Source organism: Methylobacillus arboreus, assembly GCF_020532725.1.
Classification (GTDB): domain Bacteria; phylum Pseudomonadota; class Gammaproteobacteria; order Burkholderiales; family Methylophilaceae; genus Methylobacillus; species Methylobacillus arboreus.
The window spans coordinates 321654-342794 of the sequence record NZ_JAJAVC010000006.1; the positions used below are offsets into that span (position 1 = coordinate 321654).

14 protein-coding genes are annotated in these 21141 nt (G+C 53.7%); 1 reads left to right on the top strand and 13 read right to left on the bottom strand.

Going from position 1 to position 21141, the window contains the following annotated elements; all coding sequences use genetic code 11:
• Nucleotides 1-10 precede the first annotated feature (10 nt).
• The 3 genes from LG198_RS07645 to LG198_RS07655 form a co-directional block, all read right to left on the bottom strand.
• Nucleotides 11-4219, bottom strand: a complete 4209-nt coding sequence (locus LG198_RS07645) for an OmpA family protein (RefSeq protein ID WP_230342580.1) — start codon at nucleotides 4217-4219, stop codon at nucleotides 11-13.
• Complete coding sequence (locus LG198_RS07650; protein WP_230342581.1) at nucleotides 4216-9684, bottom strand: SdrD B-like domain-containing protein; 5469 nt, start codon at nucleotides 9682-9684, stop codon at nucleotides 4216-4218. Before LG198_RS07650 ends, LG198_RS07645 begins: the two co-directional genes overlap by 4 nt.
• A 331-nt stretch (nucleotides 9685-10015) precedes the next feature.
• Complete coding sequence (locus tag LG198_RS07655) at nucleotides 10016-10747, bottom strand: response regulator transcription factor (protein ID WP_230342582.1); 732 nt, start codon at nucleotides 10745-10747, stop codon at nucleotides 10016-10018.
• 52 nt (nucleotides 10748-10799) lie between these two features.
• Between LG198_RS07655 and LG198_RS07660 the strand changes: the two genes are divergently transcribed.
• Nucleotides 10800-12863 (top strand): sensor histidine kinase, encoded by a 2064-nt coding sequence (locus LG198_RS07660; protein WP_230342583.1) that lies wholly within the window; start codon nucleotides 10800-10802, stop codon nucleotides 12861-12863.
• A gap of 117 nt (nucleotides 12864-12980) precedes the next feature.
• On the opposite strand, the gene LG198_RS07665 is transcribed toward LG198_RS07660, so the two are convergent.
• The 10 genes from LG198_RS07665 to LG198_RS07710 form a co-directional block, all read right to left on the bottom strand.
• Nucleotides 12981-13484 (bottom strand): FxDxF family PEP-CTERM protein, encoded by a 504-nt coding sequence (locus LG198_RS07665; protein ID WP_230342584.1) that lies wholly within the window; start codon nucleotides 13482-13484, stop codon nucleotides 12981-12983.
• A gap of 184 nt (nucleotides 13485-13668) precedes the next feature.
• Nucleotides 13669-14166 carry an FxDxF family PEP-CTERM protein gene (locus LG198_RS07670; RefSeq protein WP_230342585.1) on the bottom strand — a complete coding sequence of 166 codons (498 nt, stop codon included), beginning with the start codon at nucleotides 14164-14166 and terminating at the stop codon, nucleotides 13669-13671.
• 200 nt (nucleotides 14167-14366) lie between these two features.
• Nucleotides 14367-14864, bottom strand: a complete 498-nt coding sequence (locus LG198_RS07675) for an FxDxF family PEP-CTERM protein (protein ID WP_230342586.1) — start codon at nucleotides 14862-14864, stop codon at nucleotides 14367-14369.
• 145 nt (nucleotides 14865-15009) lie between these two features.
• The gene (locus LG198_RS07680) at nucleotides 15010-15339 is read right to left on the bottom strand and encodes a PEP-CTERM sorting domain-containing protein (RefSeq protein ID WP_230342587.1); all 330 of its coding nucleotides are present in this window, start codon (nucleotides 15337-15339) and stop codon (nucleotides 15010-15012) included.
• Between the two features lie 171 nt (nucleotides 15340-15510).
• Nucleotides 15511-16143: a hypothetical protein gene (locus tag LG198_RS07685; protein ID WP_230342588.1), complete on the bottom strand. Its 633-nt coding sequence runs from the start codon at nucleotides 16141-16143 to the stop codon at nucleotides 15511-15513.
• 35 nt (nucleotides 16144-16178) lie between these two features.
• Nucleotides 16179-17777, bottom strand: a complete 1599-nt coding sequence (locus tag LG198_RS07690; protein WP_230342589.1) for a putative porin — start codon at nucleotides 17775-17777, stop codon at nucleotides 16179-16181.
• Nucleotides 17778-17879: 102 nt separating this feature from the next.
• Complete coding sequence (locus LG198_RS07695; RefSeq protein WP_230342590.1) at nucleotides 17880-18566, bottom strand: TonB family protein; 687 nt, start codon at nucleotides 18564-18566, stop codon at nucleotides 17880-17882.
• Complete coding sequence (locus LG198_RS07700) at nucleotides 18566-18970, bottom strand: ExbD/TolR family protein (RefSeq protein WP_230342591.1); 405 nt, start codon at nucleotides 18968-18970, stop codon at nucleotides 18566-18568. The genes LG198_RS07695 and LG198_RS07700 overlap by 1 nt, the downstream gene beginning before the upstream one ends.
• Nucleotides 18971-18973: 3 nt before the next feature.
• On the bottom strand, nucleotides 18974-19381 hold the full coding sequence (locus tag LG198_RS07705) for an ExbD/TolR family protein (protein WP_230342592.1): 408 nt from the start codon (nucleotides 19379-19381) through the stop codon (nucleotides 18974-18976).
• Between the two features lie 11 nt (nucleotides 19382-19392).
• Nucleotides 19393-21066, bottom strand: coding sequence for a DUF2341 domain-containing protein (locus LG198_RS07710; protein WP_230342593.1), 1674 nt, complete (start codon nucleotides 21064-21066; stop codon nucleotides 19393-19395).
• Nucleotides 21067-21141 lie beyond the last annotated feature (75 nt).

The window sequence follows — 21141 nt, forward strand, 5'->3', positions numbered from 1 at the left end:
CCGCCAACCTTTACATCGTGCCAATCACGTTGATGAAGAAGCCACGGCTGCGGTAAGACAAGTTGGTCAGGTCATCCGAATAGTTGGTGAAGTTATAGCCGACACCCGCCTTGACGCCTTCGGCCAGATGGCGATATACCGCCACCAGTGCACCGGCGCGCGAGTCCTTGGCCTCGGTTGCACGCAGGTTGCGCAGTTCGAGCACGGCATCCCATTCCTTCACGAAGTGCCAGTCCGCACGCAGGATCATCAGGTCTGCCCGGCTGGAGAACCACTGGCCATCCACCTTGCTGTCTTTCAGTTCGCCAATGCGGAAAGCATACTTGGCACCCAGCGACAGCCATGGCTTGACGTCATAAATGGTATCCACCGACAGCACCTGGCTGCGCTGCGCGTAATCCGCCGTGAAGCCGGAAGGCGACAACTGGCCCGGGGAAGGCAGGTTGTAGAAGTTGGTGTACTTGAACAAGGTGTTCCAGCGGTCATTATCGATTGGCCGGTAAGCCGCGCCAGTCACGATTTCGTGGTAATCCCCGTCATAGAACGCACCGCGGCTGTTATTGGAGACCGACCAGTTAAGCTTGCCGAGCAGGCGCCATTCCGGTGTCGCCTGGTGACCGAAGGTGTTGCGGATCAGCCAGGTATCGCGGTCGCCTGTGATATTGCTGGATTCGTCACGGTACTCGATATTGCCGCTGTACTTGGTATTGTCGCGCTTGTAAGCGATAGCGAAGCTCACCGCCTTGCGCTTGAGGTCGCCAGACAATGGATGAGAGACCTTGCCCACTTCGCCCTTGACGCCAAAGTTCCAGAAATCGTTGGCGGCATAATCCAGGCCAAAGGCATTGATCAGGCTTTGCACGCCGGAACCATCCACGGTACGCGTTTCACCGAACACACGCATTTCATCAGTCACTCGGTAGGATGTCCCGGTAACCCAGGTACCCTGACGGCCGCGCCAGGCATTGTCGGGCCGCTCGTTTTCCACCAGGTAGTTGGTGTAGGCATTGCTGCGGTCGGACAGGCGGTAATCCGCACCCAGCTTGACCCCTGGGCCAAGGTTGCCTTGCGAGCCTTCAGCCACCAGCTTGAGGCGGTCATTGACACGCCAGCTCATGCCCAATCCGGCACGGTTATTGGCTTCACGGTCGCCATCCCGCGCCATAGTGCCCTGCAGGTAGCCATAAGTACTCCAGTCTTTCTTGGGCAATGGCTGGCCTTCTTCCACTTCCGCATCATGATCGACCGGCGTGTAATCCATACGCACCTGCACATCGGTACGGTTGCCGGTTTGCGACAACAGGCTGCTGGCGCTGGAAATATGCACGTCACGCTCATCCTGGCGCACGGCTACGCCTGCCTGCCACTCAGGGTCGAGCTTCTGACGCACACCAATTTCTACGGCCTGGGTATCAATCGTGTCGGCGCGGCGTACATCACCCTTGGCATCAATAGTGGTGTTTTCCGTCACCTGCACATTAGCCTTGAAGCCATGCTGCTTGATTTCCTCACCCGTCACGGCAATCTGCCCCGGGCCCGAGAAGCCACGGTCACGGTTCTGGATGTAAGCAGTCACTTTGCCTTTCACGTCCTCGCTCACATCCGCCAAATCCACCGAACCTTCAACCCGGTAGGCATTGGCTGCTTCACCGGTAGTGGTCATGCCGTTAAAGGCAAAACCGCCATCAAGCGAGGTCTGGGCGCCATCACCCGCACCATCCGAGCGCGCAGCTTCCAGCTTGATGAAAGTACCCGGCGTATAACGCACGGTGGCGTCCAGGCCCTGCAAGGTTTGCTTGAGCATACCCTCGCCCTGCTTGTAACCGGTCAGACCTATTTGCAGGTAATCATTGACCCAGTGCGAAGCCCGGCCGCCGGTGGAGAAGTTATCCACCTTGGTGAGGCCCGGTACATATTCATAAGTCGTGACCAGGTAGATCTCGTTACCGTTGATCGAGGCGGTGCTGATCATGCTTGGCGCAGCGCCAGTGGAGTTCAGCGCCTCACGCAGGGTAATGCGGCCTTGCAGATAGTTGATCTCATAGTCCTGCGCCGGTGCCAGCAGTTTTCGCTCTACGACCAGGCCGGAATCACGGTCGCGCACTTCCACCCAGACACGCTCGGAACCCATAGTGAGCGCCTGGTGCCGCAGGTAGTATAGCGAACCGCCAGTGCCGCGAAATTCATCGCGCGATCCCAGTGTGCCCGGATCAGCAGCAAATGCATCTACCGTAGTGGCTTTTTCGCCGTATTTGGTGGTGTTCTCGGAACGATATTTGGCATTAGCACCATAGAGGCCGCGCGAATATTGCAGCAATTCCGTTCCGCTCCAGGAGGTCTTGAAGTTACCCCACATCACATGTGATTCACCACGTGCCAGTTTGACGTAAAACTTGCCCTGGGTCGGCGCATCGTCGACGGTAGTACTGTCGTCACCGTAAACCGGGTAATACAGATCAGGGTTGATGTTGCGCAACAGGTAACGCGGATCCTTCGACGAGAAGTTGGAGAACAAATGCTTAAGCGGTTGTTCCCTGGTATCGGCAGCAGCAGTGAGCAACCACTCCCCTTTGACTTTGCCCTTGACGTAGAATGCCCCCCGTCCATCGACATGGCTGGAACCGTCATAGTGCTGGTCGTCGCCTGTCACCAGTTGGGCCGGGCCGCGCACATTGTTCTTGCCCGCGGTGATGTCACCGATCGCGATATAGAACCAGTCGTCATCGGCAATATTGAGGTTGCGGCGGAAGCTGGTGAACTCGCCGTCCGGCTCGACCAGCTTGACCTCCACGCTGTTCGGGCCAGGCGGCATGATCTGCTTGATGGCAAAACGGCCATTAGCATCTACCGGCACGGTCAGGCCCAGCGTTTCTATCTTTTGTCCGGGCTGGATAAAGCGTCCATTGACTGTCACCGTGCCACCCTTGACCGGGATATTGCGCAGGCTGAGGCTGTTCTCGCCATAGCCAATCAGCTCTTCCTTGCCGGCTTGCAGGTCGCTGGTGATGCGTGGTGTCGTGCTGGAAAGTATTTCCAGCGGCTTCATCACGGTTTCATCATAACGTCCCTGCTCGTCATACACGCGCAGCAGGAACATCACCTGCTCCACGTCCTCCACCTTGGCCTGCCATTTTGTCACGCCGTTCCAGTCCACCGGCAACACCGCGAGCGGGGTTTCCTGTGGCTGCTGGCCTGGGGTGAACAGGCGGATTTCCGCCTTCTTGATCCACGGCAGGTAATTGGCCCAGGCACGGAACTCAGCCTCTTCGCCGCGTGCCACGCCACGGGTGGTGTTCCAGACATTCATCTGCGGCAGGGTAGAAAGATTGTCGTAACGTACCTGGATATCGGCTTTTTCCAGTGCCACATCGGTGCAACGCTGACGATCTGCCTCCAATGGCCCGTCATCCAGGCTCACAGGCTCGCCATCGATACTGATGCGGAATGGCGCACCGGCCCTTGCCACGCTGGTGGCCTCACAGGCGCTGCGCACCGGCGGCGCAACTGCCACCGGTTCTGCCGGAATGATTTCTTTCTCATCAAACCATACCCGGATAATCACGCGGCGGTTCTGCGCCATGCCTGCCGGATTGTCGTTGCTGGCCACCGGCTGGCTCTCGCCATAGCCGCTGATGCTGAACTGGCTGTCATCCAGACCCAACTGCTGCTTGAGGAATGCCGCCACGGACAATGAACGCGCTTCGGACAAGCCCTGGTTATCGCGGAAAATCTTTTTCGCATTGGGCGACAGGCGTTGGTTATCGGTATGCCCGGCAATATCAATGCGTATTCCCTGTTTGCCTTGCAGTTGCGCCGCCAGTTGTTCCAACTCAGCAATCGAACTGGCCGTGAGGTCAGCCTTGCCAGACTCGAAACGCGCAGCGCCGCTGTTTTCTACCAGGCGCGTAAACACCTGCGGCTCGGCCTGCGGCACATTAGCCGCCGCTGCACGCATGCGTTCCAGTGCGCTGCTGCTGATGCCGGAAGGCAGCGGATAACTGGTCGGCCCTTGCCGTTCAGCCGGAGAAGGCATGCCATGGAAATCCACGCGGCTGTTGTCAATACGCTTGCCTGTTTCCTGTTCGAAATCAGGAACCGGCATATCGCGTGTCGGCAACATCGATGCCGCATAGCCCCTGTCGCTTATCAGCAATGATTCCGCATTGGCCCCGCTCATCATCACACTGATGGCGATAGCAATTGCTCGCTTCTTCATCATGGTTGCACCTCCACTGCTGTCTCGATGATCAGCGGGAAGGCTGCTTCATCCTTATTATTCTTATGCGCGTCATGCCAGAGCTTGCGGGCAGCCTTGGCAACGCTGTCCAGGCGTTTCTTGGCGAGTTTTTCTCCCCCGCCGCCCGGGTCATAGGCAATGCGCAACACAGAAGGCCGGCCATCAAGCTGCTTGACCATGTCGGCGAATGCCTGATGCCATTGCGGCTGAAGGTCGGTGCCATTGGGAACGAAGGCTTCGTCATTGAGATCAAGCCGCACCACGCGGTGCACGGTAGCGCCAAAGTTGAGCTTGACCATCTTGCCTCGGGTCACGCGCACATCACGCGGGTTTTCGGTAGTAACGCGGTAACCAGAAGGCAGGGTCCGCTCATCCAGCTTCATGACGAAGTTGGCGCCGCGGTCCATGTTGGGAATGTCGGCACAAGTAACGTGGAAACGACCCTCGGCATCAGTGGTAACCAGCAGGCCGCGCGCAGTGACCACGCGCACATTCGCGATGCCGGGCTCACCCTGGTCCTGGTAGCCGTTGGCGTTCTTGTCGTCGAAAACCTTGCCGATGATGTCGGAACAATCGAAGGTCGGGTCTGGCGTCACCTTGACCGTGGCGGAGCCGATGTTAGATACCAGGGTGTTGACCAGTGCATTCTGTGCCCAGGCCTGGTTGACATACTCGCCCTCGCCTACACCGGTACCGACAACCAGGATCAACTTGAAGGTCTTGGTTTCACCGGCGGCAAAACTCTGGTTAATCCAGGTCATATCACGCCCGCTCACATCAGGCTCGATACGCACGCCATTCACCGATGCTGAACCGCTGCGGTATTTGAAACCCGGCGGCAGGCGGTCGGTAATCACAATATTGCTGATCGCCACCGCACTGGTTGCGGTAATGGTGTAAGGCACCAGGTCGCCACGCACCACATTCACGAGTGGTGTTGTTTTGACGATGCGGACAATGCCGCCCATGATTGGATCCAGCGGGATATGGTTGTTGATCAAGTCCGCAGAATCAGGACCAATCGTGAAATTGAAGTAATAGCGCGTTGCTGCGGCAGCCAGTGCGCCAGAACTATTGGCAAAAGATCCGTCGGCGCTGCTTGTGGCACAAGCTGCCGGATCATGCGGACCAATGCCGACAGCAGGCGCACCATCGTTCTGCTGCATCATCGCCGGGTCAGCCCCACCCAACAGCACACTTGCCACCTGCAGCGTCGCATTACATACCGGGATCATGCCGGATGGCTGCGGTATGTAATTAGCCGGATAGCTGGTCACTTCCAGGGTATACACACCGGCAGGCGCACTCGGATTGAGCAGGAATTGATATATGCCATCAGGGCCGGTGGTCTGCGAAGCATTCCCGGTCACCAGATCGGAAGCCGGGGTGAAGCCCGCAGGTCCCCGGATAGTCACCACGGCCCCGGCTACCGGCTGACGTGTCACGGCGTCATATACCACACCGGCAGGGTCGATAGGCAAACTGTGCTGCGTGATATTGTCACCAGCAGCCAGGATGATACCGCTCAAGCCGCCATCAAGATTGCTAGCACCAGCCGGATTGGCCGGACTTACCTGGCCATTGTCATAGGGCAGACCTTGTTCGTTAGGACGTGCATGACCATATACCGTACCGTTGGGATGCAGAAAGCGTACCTGGTAACCTGTTCCGGGCGACAAGTTGCTGAAGCTGTAGGCCCCATTGGCATCCGTGGTCACGGTTGCAATCAGGTTGCCATTGCGCAGAAGTTCTACCAACCAACCAGCTTGTGGGCGATCACTTGCATTGGCGCTATCGAACACACGGTCATGGTTGCCATCGATCCAGACATGGCCGCTCAGGTTAGCTGTGCCTGAAACCGGAGCACTTTCCCCAAAGTTATAGCCAGTCGCGCTTGCTGTCAGCAGAACAGTAAAGCGGTCGTCGTCGCCGCCACCGCCGTGGTCAGGGCTGCCGATCTCGCCCAGGTTGCCGACCTGATCCTTGCCATCGTTATAACCGGCAGGCTGGGTCTGCACAATGGTATAACCCGCAGCATTGGAACGAGGCAAGCCGGTAAAGATATAGCTGCCATCCGCGTTGGTCTGCACCACGCAGGAAGGCGTAACGTCACAAACGTTCTGGCCATCTTCCGTCGTGCCGGAAAGCGTAATGGTGCTTCCGCCGATACCAAGCTCGCCCGGATCAATCACCCCGTTGTCATTGATATCGCTGTACACTCGCCCGGCAAGGCTAAAATTATTCTGCTGGATATCATTGCGTACAGAAGTAGCTTCGCTCTCCTGGTCATTACTGCTGTTTCTGTCATTCTCATTGGCAGAAACCCTGGCCACGCTGTTGTACACATCGCCAGTAGGCGGCGGCGCGTCCAGCATACGCACGGAGAGATAGCGGTTGCGTGTTTCGCCATTGGCGATATTGGCCTGCAGCCCGCTATAGGCACATGTCACCGTCAGGGTATTAGGGCCGGTCACTTCGCTGCCGATGTTGTTACATATGCTGTTGCTCGGCGGTCCCATGCTGGCGCTATCGCCCAGAAAGCGTACAGTCTTGCCTGCGGGCGGCGTAATCGCATAGGTAAACTGGAGGCCGGTGGCAAGCGACGGTCCGTTGTTCACCATGTTGATGGTGTAGATCACATCGTTCTGCGGATTGTCACCATCGTTGCTTGGGTCGTAACCCAATGGATCTACGTTGTCGATGTTGTTGACCAGCAAGTCGATGGATGCAACCTCTACCGTGAGCTGAACGGCCTTGCTGTTGTTGCCGCCATCGGTACCATCAATATTTTCCACCGTGCTGGTGTTGATATGGGCAGTGTTGTTGATCGTCCAGGTTTCGCCGCTGGCCTGTCCGCTCTTCCAGTTCGGACGCACGACGATCTGGACGGTCTGTTGCTCACCACTGTTCAGGTTGCCGCCTTGGCAAGTCAGGACAGGATTGGAACCAGCCCCATAACTTTGCCCGGCGTCCAACCCACTGCAGTTCGGCGCGCCTGACGACCAGGCGGATGGATTAACAGCTATTACGGTAAAGCCGGGATCGCTGGCAGCAATGGTGAAACTGTCGGTCACCGATACGTTCTGCGCAGGAGATGGCCCGTTGTTCCTGAAGGTCAGCACATAAGTGAAGTTGGTACCGGCCTCGCCTGTGGCCGGCGTAGATATCTTGGATACCATTTCCACATCAGCCAGCGGCACAATGGCAACATCGACCGAAGCACTATTGTTGCCCGGGCTAAGATCCCCCTGCGTAGAGGAACGCACACTGGCGGTATTGCGCAGGTCGCTACCGCCGTTCAGGTTGCGCTCGACGGGCACAGTAAAGACCACCTGTTCGCCAGGCAGCAACGAACCACCCGACTGCGTGCAGACCAGCGCGGCATTATCCATAGTGCAATTGAAGGTAGCGCTTGATGCTGTGCTAACCATGGTGGCCGCTGCCACATTGGGCGTATCCGTCCGGTGGCCGGGAATCGGGTCGCGCACCACAATGCCTGTTGCATCTACAGTGCCGTTATTGGTCACGGTCAAGGTATAAGTCATGACCGATTCATTGGCATCAAGCGTGGAATCGCCATTGGCTGTGGTCACGGCCTTGGCCATGGCCAGGTTGACCGAGTCGGCAAGCTGGGTGATCGTGACATTCGCCCCTATCGTCTTGCGCGGATACCAGCAAGTGGCACCACCGGCACAATCCACTTCGGCAGTATTGTTGGCAACACCGCCTACATGGCTGTCATTCACCTTGGTGATAATGCGTAAAGGGGAAGCAGTCTGTCCTGCGGCTAGCACATTGGTGTAACTACACGAGACAGTTGCAACGCTAGCATCCAGGGAATTTCCGCCTCCAGTACCTGCAGGTGTGCAGGACCAACCATTGCTGGCGTCATAGCGCACGAAGGTTTCATCGGCAATATTGATCGTATCGGTGACGATGATGGTATTGGCCGGAGCTGCGGACGATCCCTGGTTCTCGACCGTGATCGTATTGGTCACTTCCTGCCCGGCAGCAACCGGGTTAGGGCTGCGCGACTTGCTTACATAGAGGCCTGCCCCCTCGGGCAATACGTTCAGGTCTACTATCGAAGTGTTATTGGCCGGGTCAGGGTCAGGCAGGGCAGCGTCGTTGTTCGCAATAGTCGCCGTAATGCCAGTATAGGAATCCAGCTGGGTTGCCGCCGGGGCAGTTGCCACAATCCTGATCGTGTCCACGCGCGCTGTATTGAAACTTCCCGCATATGTACAGGTAATAACCGGCCCGGCAGGTGGTAGCGGGCATGCCCACCCAGCCTGCTCGGGTGTTGCACCGGTATAGGTGAAACCTGCAGGCAATGTGTAGGTGGCGGTTACCCCAGCAGGTGCGTTACTGGGTCCAAGGTTGGCTGGATGAAGCGTAAATGTGACAGCATCACCCGGATGCGCAGGAGATGGGCTCGGCTCACTTTGTGTAATCGACAGGTCAGCCCCTGCACTGGCAAGCACGCTGACCGTGGTATCGTTGTTTAAAGGAAACGGATCGGCCACGGAAGATGTGATCCGTGGCGTCACAGTCACCGTTCCGCTGTCGACATTCGCCCTGGTGACAATATTGAGGCCGGAAAATGTGGCGCCATCTGCCAACGGGGAAGTGCTGGTACAAGTCACGTTCTGTCCAGAGGCAGAGCAATTGAAGCCCCCGCCCCCGCTGCCTGCTGCAACAAACGTCAATGAATCGGGCAACGTGATGGTGACTGCAGGATTGATTGCAGCATTCGGGCCGTTGTTTATCCCGTCAATCGTCCAGGTAACATTGCCGCCCCCTACCACTGTACCTGGCGATCCAACTGCGTTGATTTGCAGATCTGCGCCATTATTGATGGTTGTATTCTGTGATTCGGTGTTATTGCTGCCATTGGATTCTGCAGTGGAGGTTGCGACAGAAGCGGAAATATTGATCGAATCACCTGTCACTGCTGTGGTCCGCAGCTTCAGGATGACAGTGGTAGTCGTGCCGCCCACTAGCGGACTATTCAACGTACAGACAATATTGCCTCCCGCCGGCACACTGGCTGGGCAAGTACCATTGGTCATCGTTGCTTCTTGATATAGTGTCGTCGCTGGCAATGGAACCGTCACTGTGACGTCACTGGCGGGATCGTTGCTTGGATTGCTGGCGTTATTGGCGACCACGATGGTATAGGTAATGTCACCGCCCCTGGGCGCAGGGTCAGGGGAGTCGCTGAGATTGGCGATTAGCACATCAACGTCAGCCAAGGCTGGAGCCGCAGCCACCATGGATAGCGAGAGTAGCAACGCACGTAACAAGTGCCACCCCCTTCCGTCCTGCCTTGTTTGCCGTGGCGATACCTCTACAGCCTCGCGCTCAATACTCAGCCTGGATAGCACCCGGCGCCAGAATGGCACCGCCGCTGCATTAGCATTCCCAAAATTCTTATTGATCTGCACAACATTCTCCCAAACACTCGCTCTATCTGAATGCATTGCCTTTGTGCCGTAATGGCTGCCTTTAAAGGCTGGAAGAATTTATCCCTATTTGAAACATGGATCACTGACAGTAATTCACCAAGACTCACATTGGCTCACTGCCCCAATACATCTCCGGACTGGTACGGATGCTGGCTGCAGGCCCATAGGCCGCGTCATGATTGGAATTAAGGGAGATTTGCACAGCAGCACGTGCTGCTGAGTGCATCACACAAAATGTGAGTGGCTAGTACGGATGGACTATTGGGAAAGGAGAGGAAGGAACTAATGCGACAGAGACTTGAGTAAGGCGTTACGCAAAAACACAATCAGCCGTGAAAGAAAAACCAAATCCAGGCAAGGCCTTGATCGGCAATAGCTCACCGGTAATGGCTTTGCCTTTGCGACGCAAGCGGGAGATCATGACTTCAACACGGTGGAAATCGAAGTCGTCAATATCGCCACCAAAGGCGTGAATAATATGCGCTTTGGGTACCGGCTGGCCGCACTTCTCTACCAGCCGACTGAGGAAAGCATATTCTTTAGGCGTTAATGGGATCGAAATACCCTCTGGCGACATCAGCGTCCAGTGGACTTTAGAGAGCTTCCAGCTTGAACTTTCAGGAGATGAAGGGTGAGGCTGTTGCGCTTGCCGCTCCGCGCCTCTTGATTCAAGGCGGCGGGCCAAGGAATGTAGAACAGAGACCAGCTCCTTGAGATCAACCGGCTTGACCATGTAGGCATCGGCACCATCATTCAATCCCTGCACGCGGTCATCGAGGCTGCCACGCGCAGTCAACATGACAATGCCCATGTTTCCAGAACTGCGTAAATGCCTGAGGATTGAAAAACCATCTTCGCCAGGCAAGCTGATATCGAGGATGACAATGTCATATTTCTTGTTGACTAGCTCGCGATAAAGCGCGGAGGCATCCGCCACCCCCGTAGCCTCAATACCAAGGGAGCGCAATCCCAATTCCGTTTCTTCACGGAGATCAAGATCATCCTCGACGATAATCACGCGTAAATGGCTAGAGTTATTCAATTGCGTATAAAATCCATCAACCATTTCATTTGCAACCTGGGCATTCTATCTCTTGTTCAACCTGTTATTAAGCCTCTTTTCCATCCTGGTACTGCTAAGCCCGCTATGCGCGCATGCTGTCCAGGTACCACATCCGATGCACCAAGGCATTGAGCTGGAAAAGATAGGGGCAGTGTCATATTTGCGTGATGCATCTGGCAAAGATACCCTTAGTGACATTATTGCCAAAGACAAGCGTGGTGCCTTTATTCCCTTACCACCTGATTGGGTGGCAGGTTACACCAAAGATACCATTTGGTTCAAATTCACTCTGGAATTTCCCGCGGTAACCAACAATAAATATTGGCTGGAAATTTCCCCTGCCATTCTTGACAATATTGTGTTGTATATCCCCGGAGCCGACAACAGTTACAGCAGCATGCAACTTGGCGATCACCAGCCTGTGCAGGCCCGGCCCATCATGCATCGCAATTTCATATTTCCGTTACCTCCCGAACTGAGCGGCACTGCACAAACCTATTATGTACGCATCCAATCCACAAGCGTCATCAATTTGCACGCCACATTATGGCAACCACACATTTTTATCAGCGATCATAGTCGCCCTGACGCACTAACGGGCGCATATTATGGCGTGCGCCTGTTCCTGGCATTTTTCGCCTCTATTTTATGGATATGGCTACGTAATAAGATATTTCTTTTATATGCACTTTATCAATGTGTCGCCTGCATAACACAAGCCTATCTTGCTGGCACCGCGCAAATCTCTTTGCCGCTTGCACCATTAACATCCGATGCCATCCAGAAATCGACAAATTTCTTGCTCATGGCGACCGTGCTCATTTTTTATGCCACCCTTTTTCAACTCGACAAGCATCTCCCCAGATTATTCCGCCTGATTCAAGGAATAGTCAGCCTTGAATTTGTACTATTTATCGGTATCAGTACCAGCCTGCTCGCGTTCAGTGGTCCCGTAACCAATCTATTACTTTTGCTCAACATCAGCATCCTGCTTTATGCCAGCGTCTGGCTTTTGTATCGCCAGCACTTCGACAGAGTTTTATATATCTTGGCATTTTGGCTAGGTTTTGGCTTATATGTGTTAATTCTGCTACATAACCTCGGCATACCAATAGGCCCCTCCATCACCATGATGGACATGCCAATTTTCCTGCCGCTGGTTTCACTGACGCTGGTCACGCTCGGACTAGTGGATATCGCCAAGAAGGAAGCCGAAAAAAAACTGCAAGCCAAAGAACTGGCACTGGAGCTCTCTGAGGAAAGCAAGCGTATCCTTGATCAACGTGTGCGGGAACGGACGCATCAACTCGCGTTGAGCAACACACAACTGAACCAGGAAATTGCAGAACGGCAAGCATTGCACGTCATGCTGGAAGACTCGCTGGTGAAACAAAAAGAGCTCATGCAGGCCCAGCGCGAATTCTTTGCCATGGCCTCCCATGAGTTCCGCACCCCGCTTGCGATCATAGACACCACATCGCAACGTCTGTCATTGCTTCAGTCTCAACCCAACCTGGATACCAGTGCAATGCTCACTCCTGCACTACGCAAGATACGTCGGGCAACACAGCGCATGAGCCGGATGATCGATAATTTTCTGAGCATGGACAGACTCGATGCCATCAACGCAAGCCATGGTTTCAGCCAAAAGTTACTGGATCTGCGCCAAGTGGTACAAACTACTGTTGAGCATTATCAGGATTTTAGCTATCGAAATATTGTCATGGAGTTAAGTCCTACAGCAGCCAATGTTTTGGGCGATCAATACCTCATCACCCTAGTCATTTCCAATCTTCTTGATAACGCCCTGAAATACTCACCGGCTGAAACTGATGTCATGATGCGGGTATTTCATGGTCAACATTATTGCCATATAGAAATACAAGATTTCGGCCCTGGCATTGCCCCAGAATTACAAGAGAGAATTTTTGAGAAATACATGAGAATCGAAGGAAACATGACTGTTCATGGCACCGGCCTTGGCCTGCATGTAGCACGCAGGATCGCAGAAGGGCACGGAGGCCAACTGATCGTTCGCAGCGAACCAGGCCAGGGAACTTGTTTCCGTCTCACATTGCCACGACATAACCTCTAGACAAGGTAAGTTATGATCATTTATATCTTTTACAAATATGCTCTTAAGGGGCTCTTAAATAAAAAAACGGCGCTCAAAGAGCGCCGTTTTTCATTACAACTTTAAGTACTTACTGATTTACAGCTTGTTCCTGCGACGACGTGCAACTGCACCCAAAGCAGCAAAACCAATCATCAGCATTGCAACGCTGCTTGGCTCTGGTACGGCAGCAACGTTGATCGCGCCGCTGTAGATGCCACCAGCAACACCGCTGCTGGTACCAGCCACAGTGATGTAATAGTCACCAGCTGCAAGGCTGTTGAAGGTGAACTCACCACCAGCCACAGAACCAGCCAACCATGTATCAGCAGAGCTATACAGGTTGAAAGTCAGGCTGCTGAAATCCAGCACACTGATACCACCGTTGCTCAATGGCAGTTGGCTCAAAGAGAAAATACCGCTGCTGACATCAGCAAGGCTGAAAGTATAGTCAGTGCTGAAAGTGGTATTAGCGGCTACAGTACCAGTGTAAGTATTGATACCAGCATTGAGTTCACCAAGGTCTACTACATCTGCTGCATATACGCTAGAAGCTGCAACTAAGAACGCTGCAGGAACCAGTACGTTTTTGAGAATATTCATACAAACTCCTTTTTCTGATTAATGTTGATGATATTCCCCCCATTGAGAATTATACATGAACAGCTCAAACATCAAAGAACTTATAGTTATTCTTATATAAGTGATATAACTGATTTATAAAAGAAAAACGGCGCCAACGGCGCCGTTTTCAATATCAGAAATAATAACTAACTGATATCAGGAATTACAGAGTCTTGCGACGACGTGCAACAGCACCCAGAGCAGCAAAACCAATCAGCAACATTGCAACGCTGCTTGGTTCTGGTACTGGAGTGATAGAGAATGCATAAGAACCGCCTGAAGAGCCGCTAGTCACACCAGAAATTTGGACATAATAACTACCAACATCCAAAGAGTTCAGGCTAAATGCAACTTCTTCAGAAGTAGGAATAGACACAGTATACAACTCTGTGGCCGCACCGCCATAAACACCAGAATAAACAGTGAAATCAAGGCTAGAGAAATTATAAAAACTTGAAAGAACAATCTTTGCAATCGAAAAATCAGCTGCGGGAGCAGTCAATTCGAATGTATAAAAATCATCGAATGTTGTATTTTTCGGAACAAGCACAATGTTGTCATATGACTCTGTCAAAGGACCAATATCGGTAACAGCAGCATTTGCACTGGAAGCCACAGCTATGAACGCTATGGAAGCCAGAAAAGTTTTGATAAACTTCATGGTAAATCCCCTATTTAATGGTTAAAAGAGAAATTTTTGTTCTACAGCTAGCTACATTATAACCAGCCAAATTTTTTTGTCTTGAGTCCGAATGGACTAATCCAGCATGTTTTTTGCAATAAGCTTATAAAAACCAATAGCTATGTAAAATAAAAAACGGCACCTTGAAGGTGCCGTTTCCAGATTCATCAAATACTGAATTACAGGCTCTTGCGGCGACGTGCGACAGCACCCAGAGCGGCAATACCAACCAGCAACATTGCTACGCTGCTTGGCTCTGGCACAGCAGCGATAGAAACGCCTACGCCATATCGACCAGCATTCTCATTAATACCAGATGCGACACCAGTGATCTGCAACACATAAGTGCCTGCAGAAAGCAATGGAACTGTGAAATTGAGGCCGGAATCAATCACATTGCTTTCAATATCGAGAAGAGAGACTGTCAAGTTGTCGATGAACTCGAACTGCTTCTTGCCAACGACGACGTTCAATACACCAGCGCCGAAATCAGCCACGACATCTTCGCTGATTGTGAAAGTAATGGTGTCGGTGAAATTGCCCGCGGCAACGGTATATACCTGATAAGAGTCAGCGTCGTCTACACTCAACACACCCCAATCGTACGATGCTGCATTTGCACTGGAAGCCGCAGCTATAAGCGCTACGGAAGCCAGCAAGGTCTTGATGAACTTCATGAAAATCCCCTAAAAATGGAAATGAAAGACAATAGTTAGTTATTACTTTGAAACTAGTGCCCATTATAAATGAGCCAATCCTCAAAAGCACTGAAACGCAGTGCTTTTAGAGTAGTCCGTTAGGACTAATCTATACTGATGATGATTACAATTTGAACTTGTCCTGGCGGCGGCGGAGCCCTATAAAACCCATCAATACCATACCCGTCACCAGCAATGCATAGGTAGCAGGTTCCGGCACAGCAGTTACAGATGAGGTGATGGCAACACCTGCATTTTCAACAGATAGATTGGCACTATCAGCATGGCTGACAGTCGACGCATCAGGAAAATGATGCACAGAAGAGGAGTTGATATCGTTTGCCAAATCTTCAACTCGGGAACTATCTGACATATTCAGCGAATTGGCAGCATTCACACATACTGGCAATAACGCCATGGCAACCATGGCAGTCATCACGCTTTTCTTCTTCATTATATCGCCCTATAGATTTGACTGATCAAGGAACGCCAGCAAGGCACCTGATGCGAATCATTCTAGGAGGTTAATATGACAATCTTTAGGTGAAGAAATAGTCCGGTTGGAGCGGGCAAAAAAATGCCCCGGACAATTGCCGGGGCCAATGCTTGCCATAACACAACAATATCAGGGCCTTATATCGCCGGTCCCGACACGCATCTCATCTATCTTGTCCTTGTACTCCTGCAAAATATTCTCAAGCTCCACGCGCTTCAATTGCGTAAATGGCTCGTCACGCATGACTTGGCGATACAAACTAGGGCGCTCGTATATCTTGATCAGTTGCAGGCCAAAATTGTACAGTTTAGCGTTTTTCTCATTGCTAGCATTCAATTGCTGCTGCTTCCTGACAATCACCGCCTGCATTTCACTACGTTCAGCTTCGCCCTTGAGTATGGTTTCTTCTGCATTGGCAAGCTGTTGCTGCGTTTCCTCAAGCTTGGCTTGCAATGCCTGTCCTGCAGTTTGCAAAGCTGTCTTTTCCTTGCGCAAGGCTTCCAACTCGGCATTCAAGGCAGCATTCCTGCGGTTGGCATTGGCCACACTGTTTTTCAACTCATCGCTTTTGGCCTGCTCAACTTCGGCCTCCTGCTTGAGTTGGGTCTTTTCCTGCTCAAACTGGGTTTGCAGTTGCTCCTTTTCCGCCTGCACCTGCTGCATCATCTGGCGCATGCGGCGCTCTTGCTGCTTGGCTGCTTTGTCCTTGTCGGCAGCAAATGCCGGCACCGCTACTGCAAAAGCCAATACAGTAACGATCAAATTTTTCCAACCGGATATCGTCAATTTATTCATGATCAGAACATGGTCGTCAGGTCAAACAGGAATACATCGATCGCCAATGGCAGGCCGCTAATCTCCTTGGTACTTAGCCAGCGGGCCGACAGGAAAGTATTCTTGTCCAGGCCGTAACTGCCACCGAGAATAAAGCCCTTGGCGTTGGTGCCACCCAAATGAAAGTCGGAATCGGTAAAGGCATCCACGACGGCATCGGCCTCGAGCTTTTTGTATACACCAAATACCTGCCAATCGTGGCGTTGCGTAATAAGTGGGGTACCAACAGTCAGCTTGATCTGATAACCCTCATTCTGCTTCTCGAATGTCCCATTAGTCCGGCGCAGGATTTCCCTGGCATCAAAACCAATATTGCGCACATAGTCCCCTTGCAGGATCACATGCACCGGGTCAAATGTGGCGAGGTCAATCTGGCCCGTCAGATTCACAAGTCGGAACTTAGAAGCCAGTCCACAACCGCTACCGTCGTAGCGAATAGTACTAGTAGTGCTAGTCGACAGAATTCCACAGCTTCCCACTGTGCTGCCATTCATATTGATGTCAAAAGTGCTGTTGCCTTTCTGGCGATAAGGCATCACTGTGCCGTTATAACGGGTATCGCTTCCATCCTGGTTATTGGGGATACCTTCCACGTTCTTGAAATCGTAATAAGCGATACCTGCTTTGATGGATGATTTGTTGGGACTTATCCATTCGAATCCTGCCTGGCCACCGATAAACCATTTATCCTTGGCCTTGTTCAGTGTGCCCTTCTGCACCTGGTCTATAGGGAAAGCACCCAGTGTGCCAAATCCCGCGACACTATCACTCAGCTTAGGCGTGAAAGAGGCAGCAATACCATCCATTGCCAATGACCTATCCCAGACCATATCCGTGGAAAAGAACGGGTTGGCAAAACGGCCTGCAGTTACGCTCATCCATTGATAAGGCTTATAGGTAATAAATACGCGGTCAAGCCCCCAATCGAGCTTGGCAGCGCGAATATCGATGGACTGATTAGGCGACAGTGGATTATCCATATGTCCACTCGTCATGCGGATACCCGCAGTGAAGGTGTCGCTCAGCTTGGCATTGATGCCAAAACGCGCACGCACGCGATATCGGTCTTGGTCTTGCGTGGTATTCGGGATCATGGCCTGCTGTGATTCGTAAAGGCCGTGCACATAAGCCTCTGCATTGCGTGAGGAAAATCTGTCCGGCTCATACCGCAAGCGCACATCCCCCTCAAACGAAATGCGGTCCAGCCAGCCAGGCAAGGCCAGGCGCTCTTCTTCCACGTGGTAGTTAAGCTTGGCCATGACTTCTTTTTGAATATCATTGCGCAGCTGCTGTTTGACAAATTCAGGTACATATTGCACGCGCACCACATTGCTCTTACCGGCAGGAGACTCGGCAACGCCAGTAACTGCACCAGCAGGCTCACTCGGTGTTTCAGCAGTTTGCCTGGCCTCTTCCGCCTTGCGGATCAGCGCATCCGCCTTTTCCTTGGACAAGATGCCTTCCTGCACCAATGCTTCAATCAACCCCACCGTGGTGCTGCGCAATTGCTCCAGCGATTCGCGCTCGCCTGCCACAGCAGGCGATGCAAATACCGCCGCCATCGCTAAGGCCAGCAATGCTGGTCTGATTATCCCTGGTTGTTTCATCATTCTTTATCTGCCTTCACATCGCCTATCACAGGCTTGTCATATTCAATCCGCGCTTCAACCCATGGGCTTGGCGGTCACTCTCAATTTCACCGGCTGCGGCATATCTTCCGGCGGCGCTTCCGGCATGCGCTTGATCGAATTCAATGCCTGCCGCAGCAATTCATCTTTCTTCTGATCGCCACTGCCATTGACCAACTCGATCTTTTCCACCTGCCCATCCTTGGCCAGCCACAGTTGCACCACAATCCGGTATTGCTCGCGCGCCAGTTCCTTTTGCTCGGCAATGGCCGCCTCGATGCTGGCTTTGATCTTGCCGGTATACCAGGCGTAAGCGGACAGACCTTTGCTACCACCTATCTTCACGCCCACATCGCCGCCGCTGTAATCACTGGTGACCTTGCCTGCGCCAAACGCGCTAGGCGCATCGCCAGCATCGCCTTCCATCTTGAGATTCTGCGGCTCAGGCGGCGCCTCCACCGGCTTGGGCTGCTCCACCTTGATCTCCTTCGGTTCTTCCTTGGGCTGCTCTTTCGGCGGCTCCTTGGGTGGCGGCGGTGGCGGCGGCGTATCCGGCATGATCTTGATCGTGGTCACCGGCGGCTTTTTCGGGCCAGGCTTGCTTGAAACCAGGCTATAAACGCCATAGCCCAGCACGGCCAGCAACAAAACCACCAATCCGATCAATCCCAGCCGTTTCAATATGGGAGCAGACTGTGCTTGCTTCCTTGCTTCCACAGCCATCAGGTACCTATCCTCGATGTCACCAGGCCGACATTCTCAATCTCCAGCCGGGTCACCAGGTCCACCACGGCAATAATCCCGGCATAAGGCGCGCGCGCATCGCCCTTGATCATCACGGAAAATTTCGGATCCCTGGCCTTGGCTGCATTGAGCTGGCTTTCCAGTTCGGCAATGCTGACCCCCATGCCATTCATGAGCATGCTGCCGCCCTCCTGCACCTGCACGATCTTGACCTCATGCTGCTCGGTGCTGGGCTTGTTGGAAGGCTTGGGCAAATTCATGGTCAGCCCCTGCACCGATGCCGTGGTCATCAGGATGAAAATCACCAGCAGCACATAGGCCAAATCCAGCATCGGCGTGATGTTGATCGAGTCATAGGGTTTACTGTCGTCTTGAACCTGCATCGCTTATCCCTCGGCTCTCTTGGTCACCAGGCCTACCTCGGCAATGCCCAGCTTCTTGCATATTTCCAGCACTGCAGACACTTTCTCGTAATGCGCGGCGGCATCGCCCTTCAGCACCACGGGCAATTCAGGATTGTTGGCCTTGTATTCGCCCAGGCGCTGTTCGAGCATTGCCATATCCACCGGATAGGCATCCAGGTAAACATCGCCTTCACGCGTAATCGTGATGCCGCGGATATCCGGCTTGGCGAGATTGCCGGTGGCGCTTGTCAACGGAATATCCACCTTCACGCCCTGCACGGAAGCGGTGGTCATGATGATGAAGATCACCAGCAGCACGTAGGCGAGGTCGAGCATCGGCGTGATGTTGATCTCGTCATACGGCTGGTTGTCTTCCTTGATGTCCGCCATGGTCGCTCCGCTTACTTGCCGTAGAGCTCAGCCACGCGGGTGACATATTCATCCACGAATATCTGCATGTCGGTGTTGATGTTCTTGATGCGGCTGGAAAGATAGTTGTAGCCAAACAGGGCGGGAATCGCGACGGCAAGACCGGCAACGGTCGCCATCAGCGCAGCGGCAATACCCGGGGCAATCGCGTTGACGTTCACGTCACCGGCTGCCGCAATTTCGGCAAAGGTGATCATCACCCCGATCACCGTCCCCAGCAGGCCGAGGAACGGGCCGCCGGAAATCGCAATCGTCAGCAGCACGATATTGGCATTGAGGCTTTTGTTCTCGCGAATCAGGTCGGCATCGATCGCCGCCTTGATCGCATCCATGGAAGCGCCACTCAGCGACAATGAACCGTCTTCCGCATAGCGCTTGCGGATTTCCCGCAGGCCCGCCGTGTAAAGACGCGCCAAGGTAGAGTTTGCGGTATCGGCACTCTGGTCAAGCTGCAACAATTCGGCATTGCCTGCTTCATTGAAGTCCCGCAGAAATTCACGGTTGGCCTTGTCAGCACGGCTCACCTGCCTGGCTTTCGCCGCCATCACCACCACACTGATCGCAAACATGACGGCCAGGATAATGATGACCACCCAGGCATCTACTGTGAGGCTATTGAACAACACCATGAAGTGCGAGCTGCTGCCTTCTTCCTCGCCATCATCATCGGCGGCATGCACAGTAGTAATCAGCTGGCCATCCATACTCTGGCCATTGGCAGCAATCTTGACCCAGGCGGCGCTTCGCGCAGTACTGGCCAGCTCCAGCTCATCCAGCTCGCCCCGGTAGCCAGCGCCCACCTGCACGGCATCCTGCACCTCGGCCAGGCTGACCTCGCCGCTCGCGGTTTCCACGCCATCCAGGTAAAGCGTCGCCTTGCCCGCACCGGAGGACACCACCACATGCTGCCATGTTCCAGGCTTGACCTCGCCACCGGCAATATTGGCGCTGCCGCTCCTGAACTGCAGCTTGCCGTCCGCAATTTCCAGCACCACACTGCCCTGCTGATACAGAACGGCATTGCCATCCAGCGCCGCAGGCTTGATCCAGGCACTGAAAGTGAAACCGCGCACATCGCCGAGCGCCAGGGCAGCATCAGCCGCCAACGACAAAGGCTCGCCAGACAGCACGGCAGCCTCCCCGATCAGCGCAGCCCTCTGCACCGTGGCATTGCCACCTGCCGCCAGGCCGCGCTTGCTGTCCTGCAACAATGCTTTTTCAGAAAAATGGAATACCGCCGCAGTCGCATCATCAAAACTGCCCTGGCTGTCCGCAGTGGAAGTGGCAGACTCGTTACCGGAGTAAAGCCAGAAATGGGCATTCTTGTCAGCCGGGTCCACCTTGGGCAACAGCACCCAGACTACGGCCAATTCGTTGATCGAATCGAATTTCTCGATATGGAACTTGAGCTCGGTCTTGTCGTCCGCCGCAATCACGCGCAGATCGGAGCCATCGAGGCTGGCGGAGGAGAAATCGAAATTGCCCGAATGCAAGCGCAGCACCACAGGCACCTGGGATTCTGCAGCCAGTATGCCTGCTGCATTGACCGTCACCCTGGCGCGGCTGTCCCATGCATCATTCCAGGCGGCATGCGCCAAGCCAGGCAGCATGAACAGCAACAGCAGAAAACCACACTTTCTCAACATCGAACCGCGCTCCAGGACAAAGCGCGTAATATAGATGTCATATGTGACACACCGGTGACCCATCCGTGAAATTGA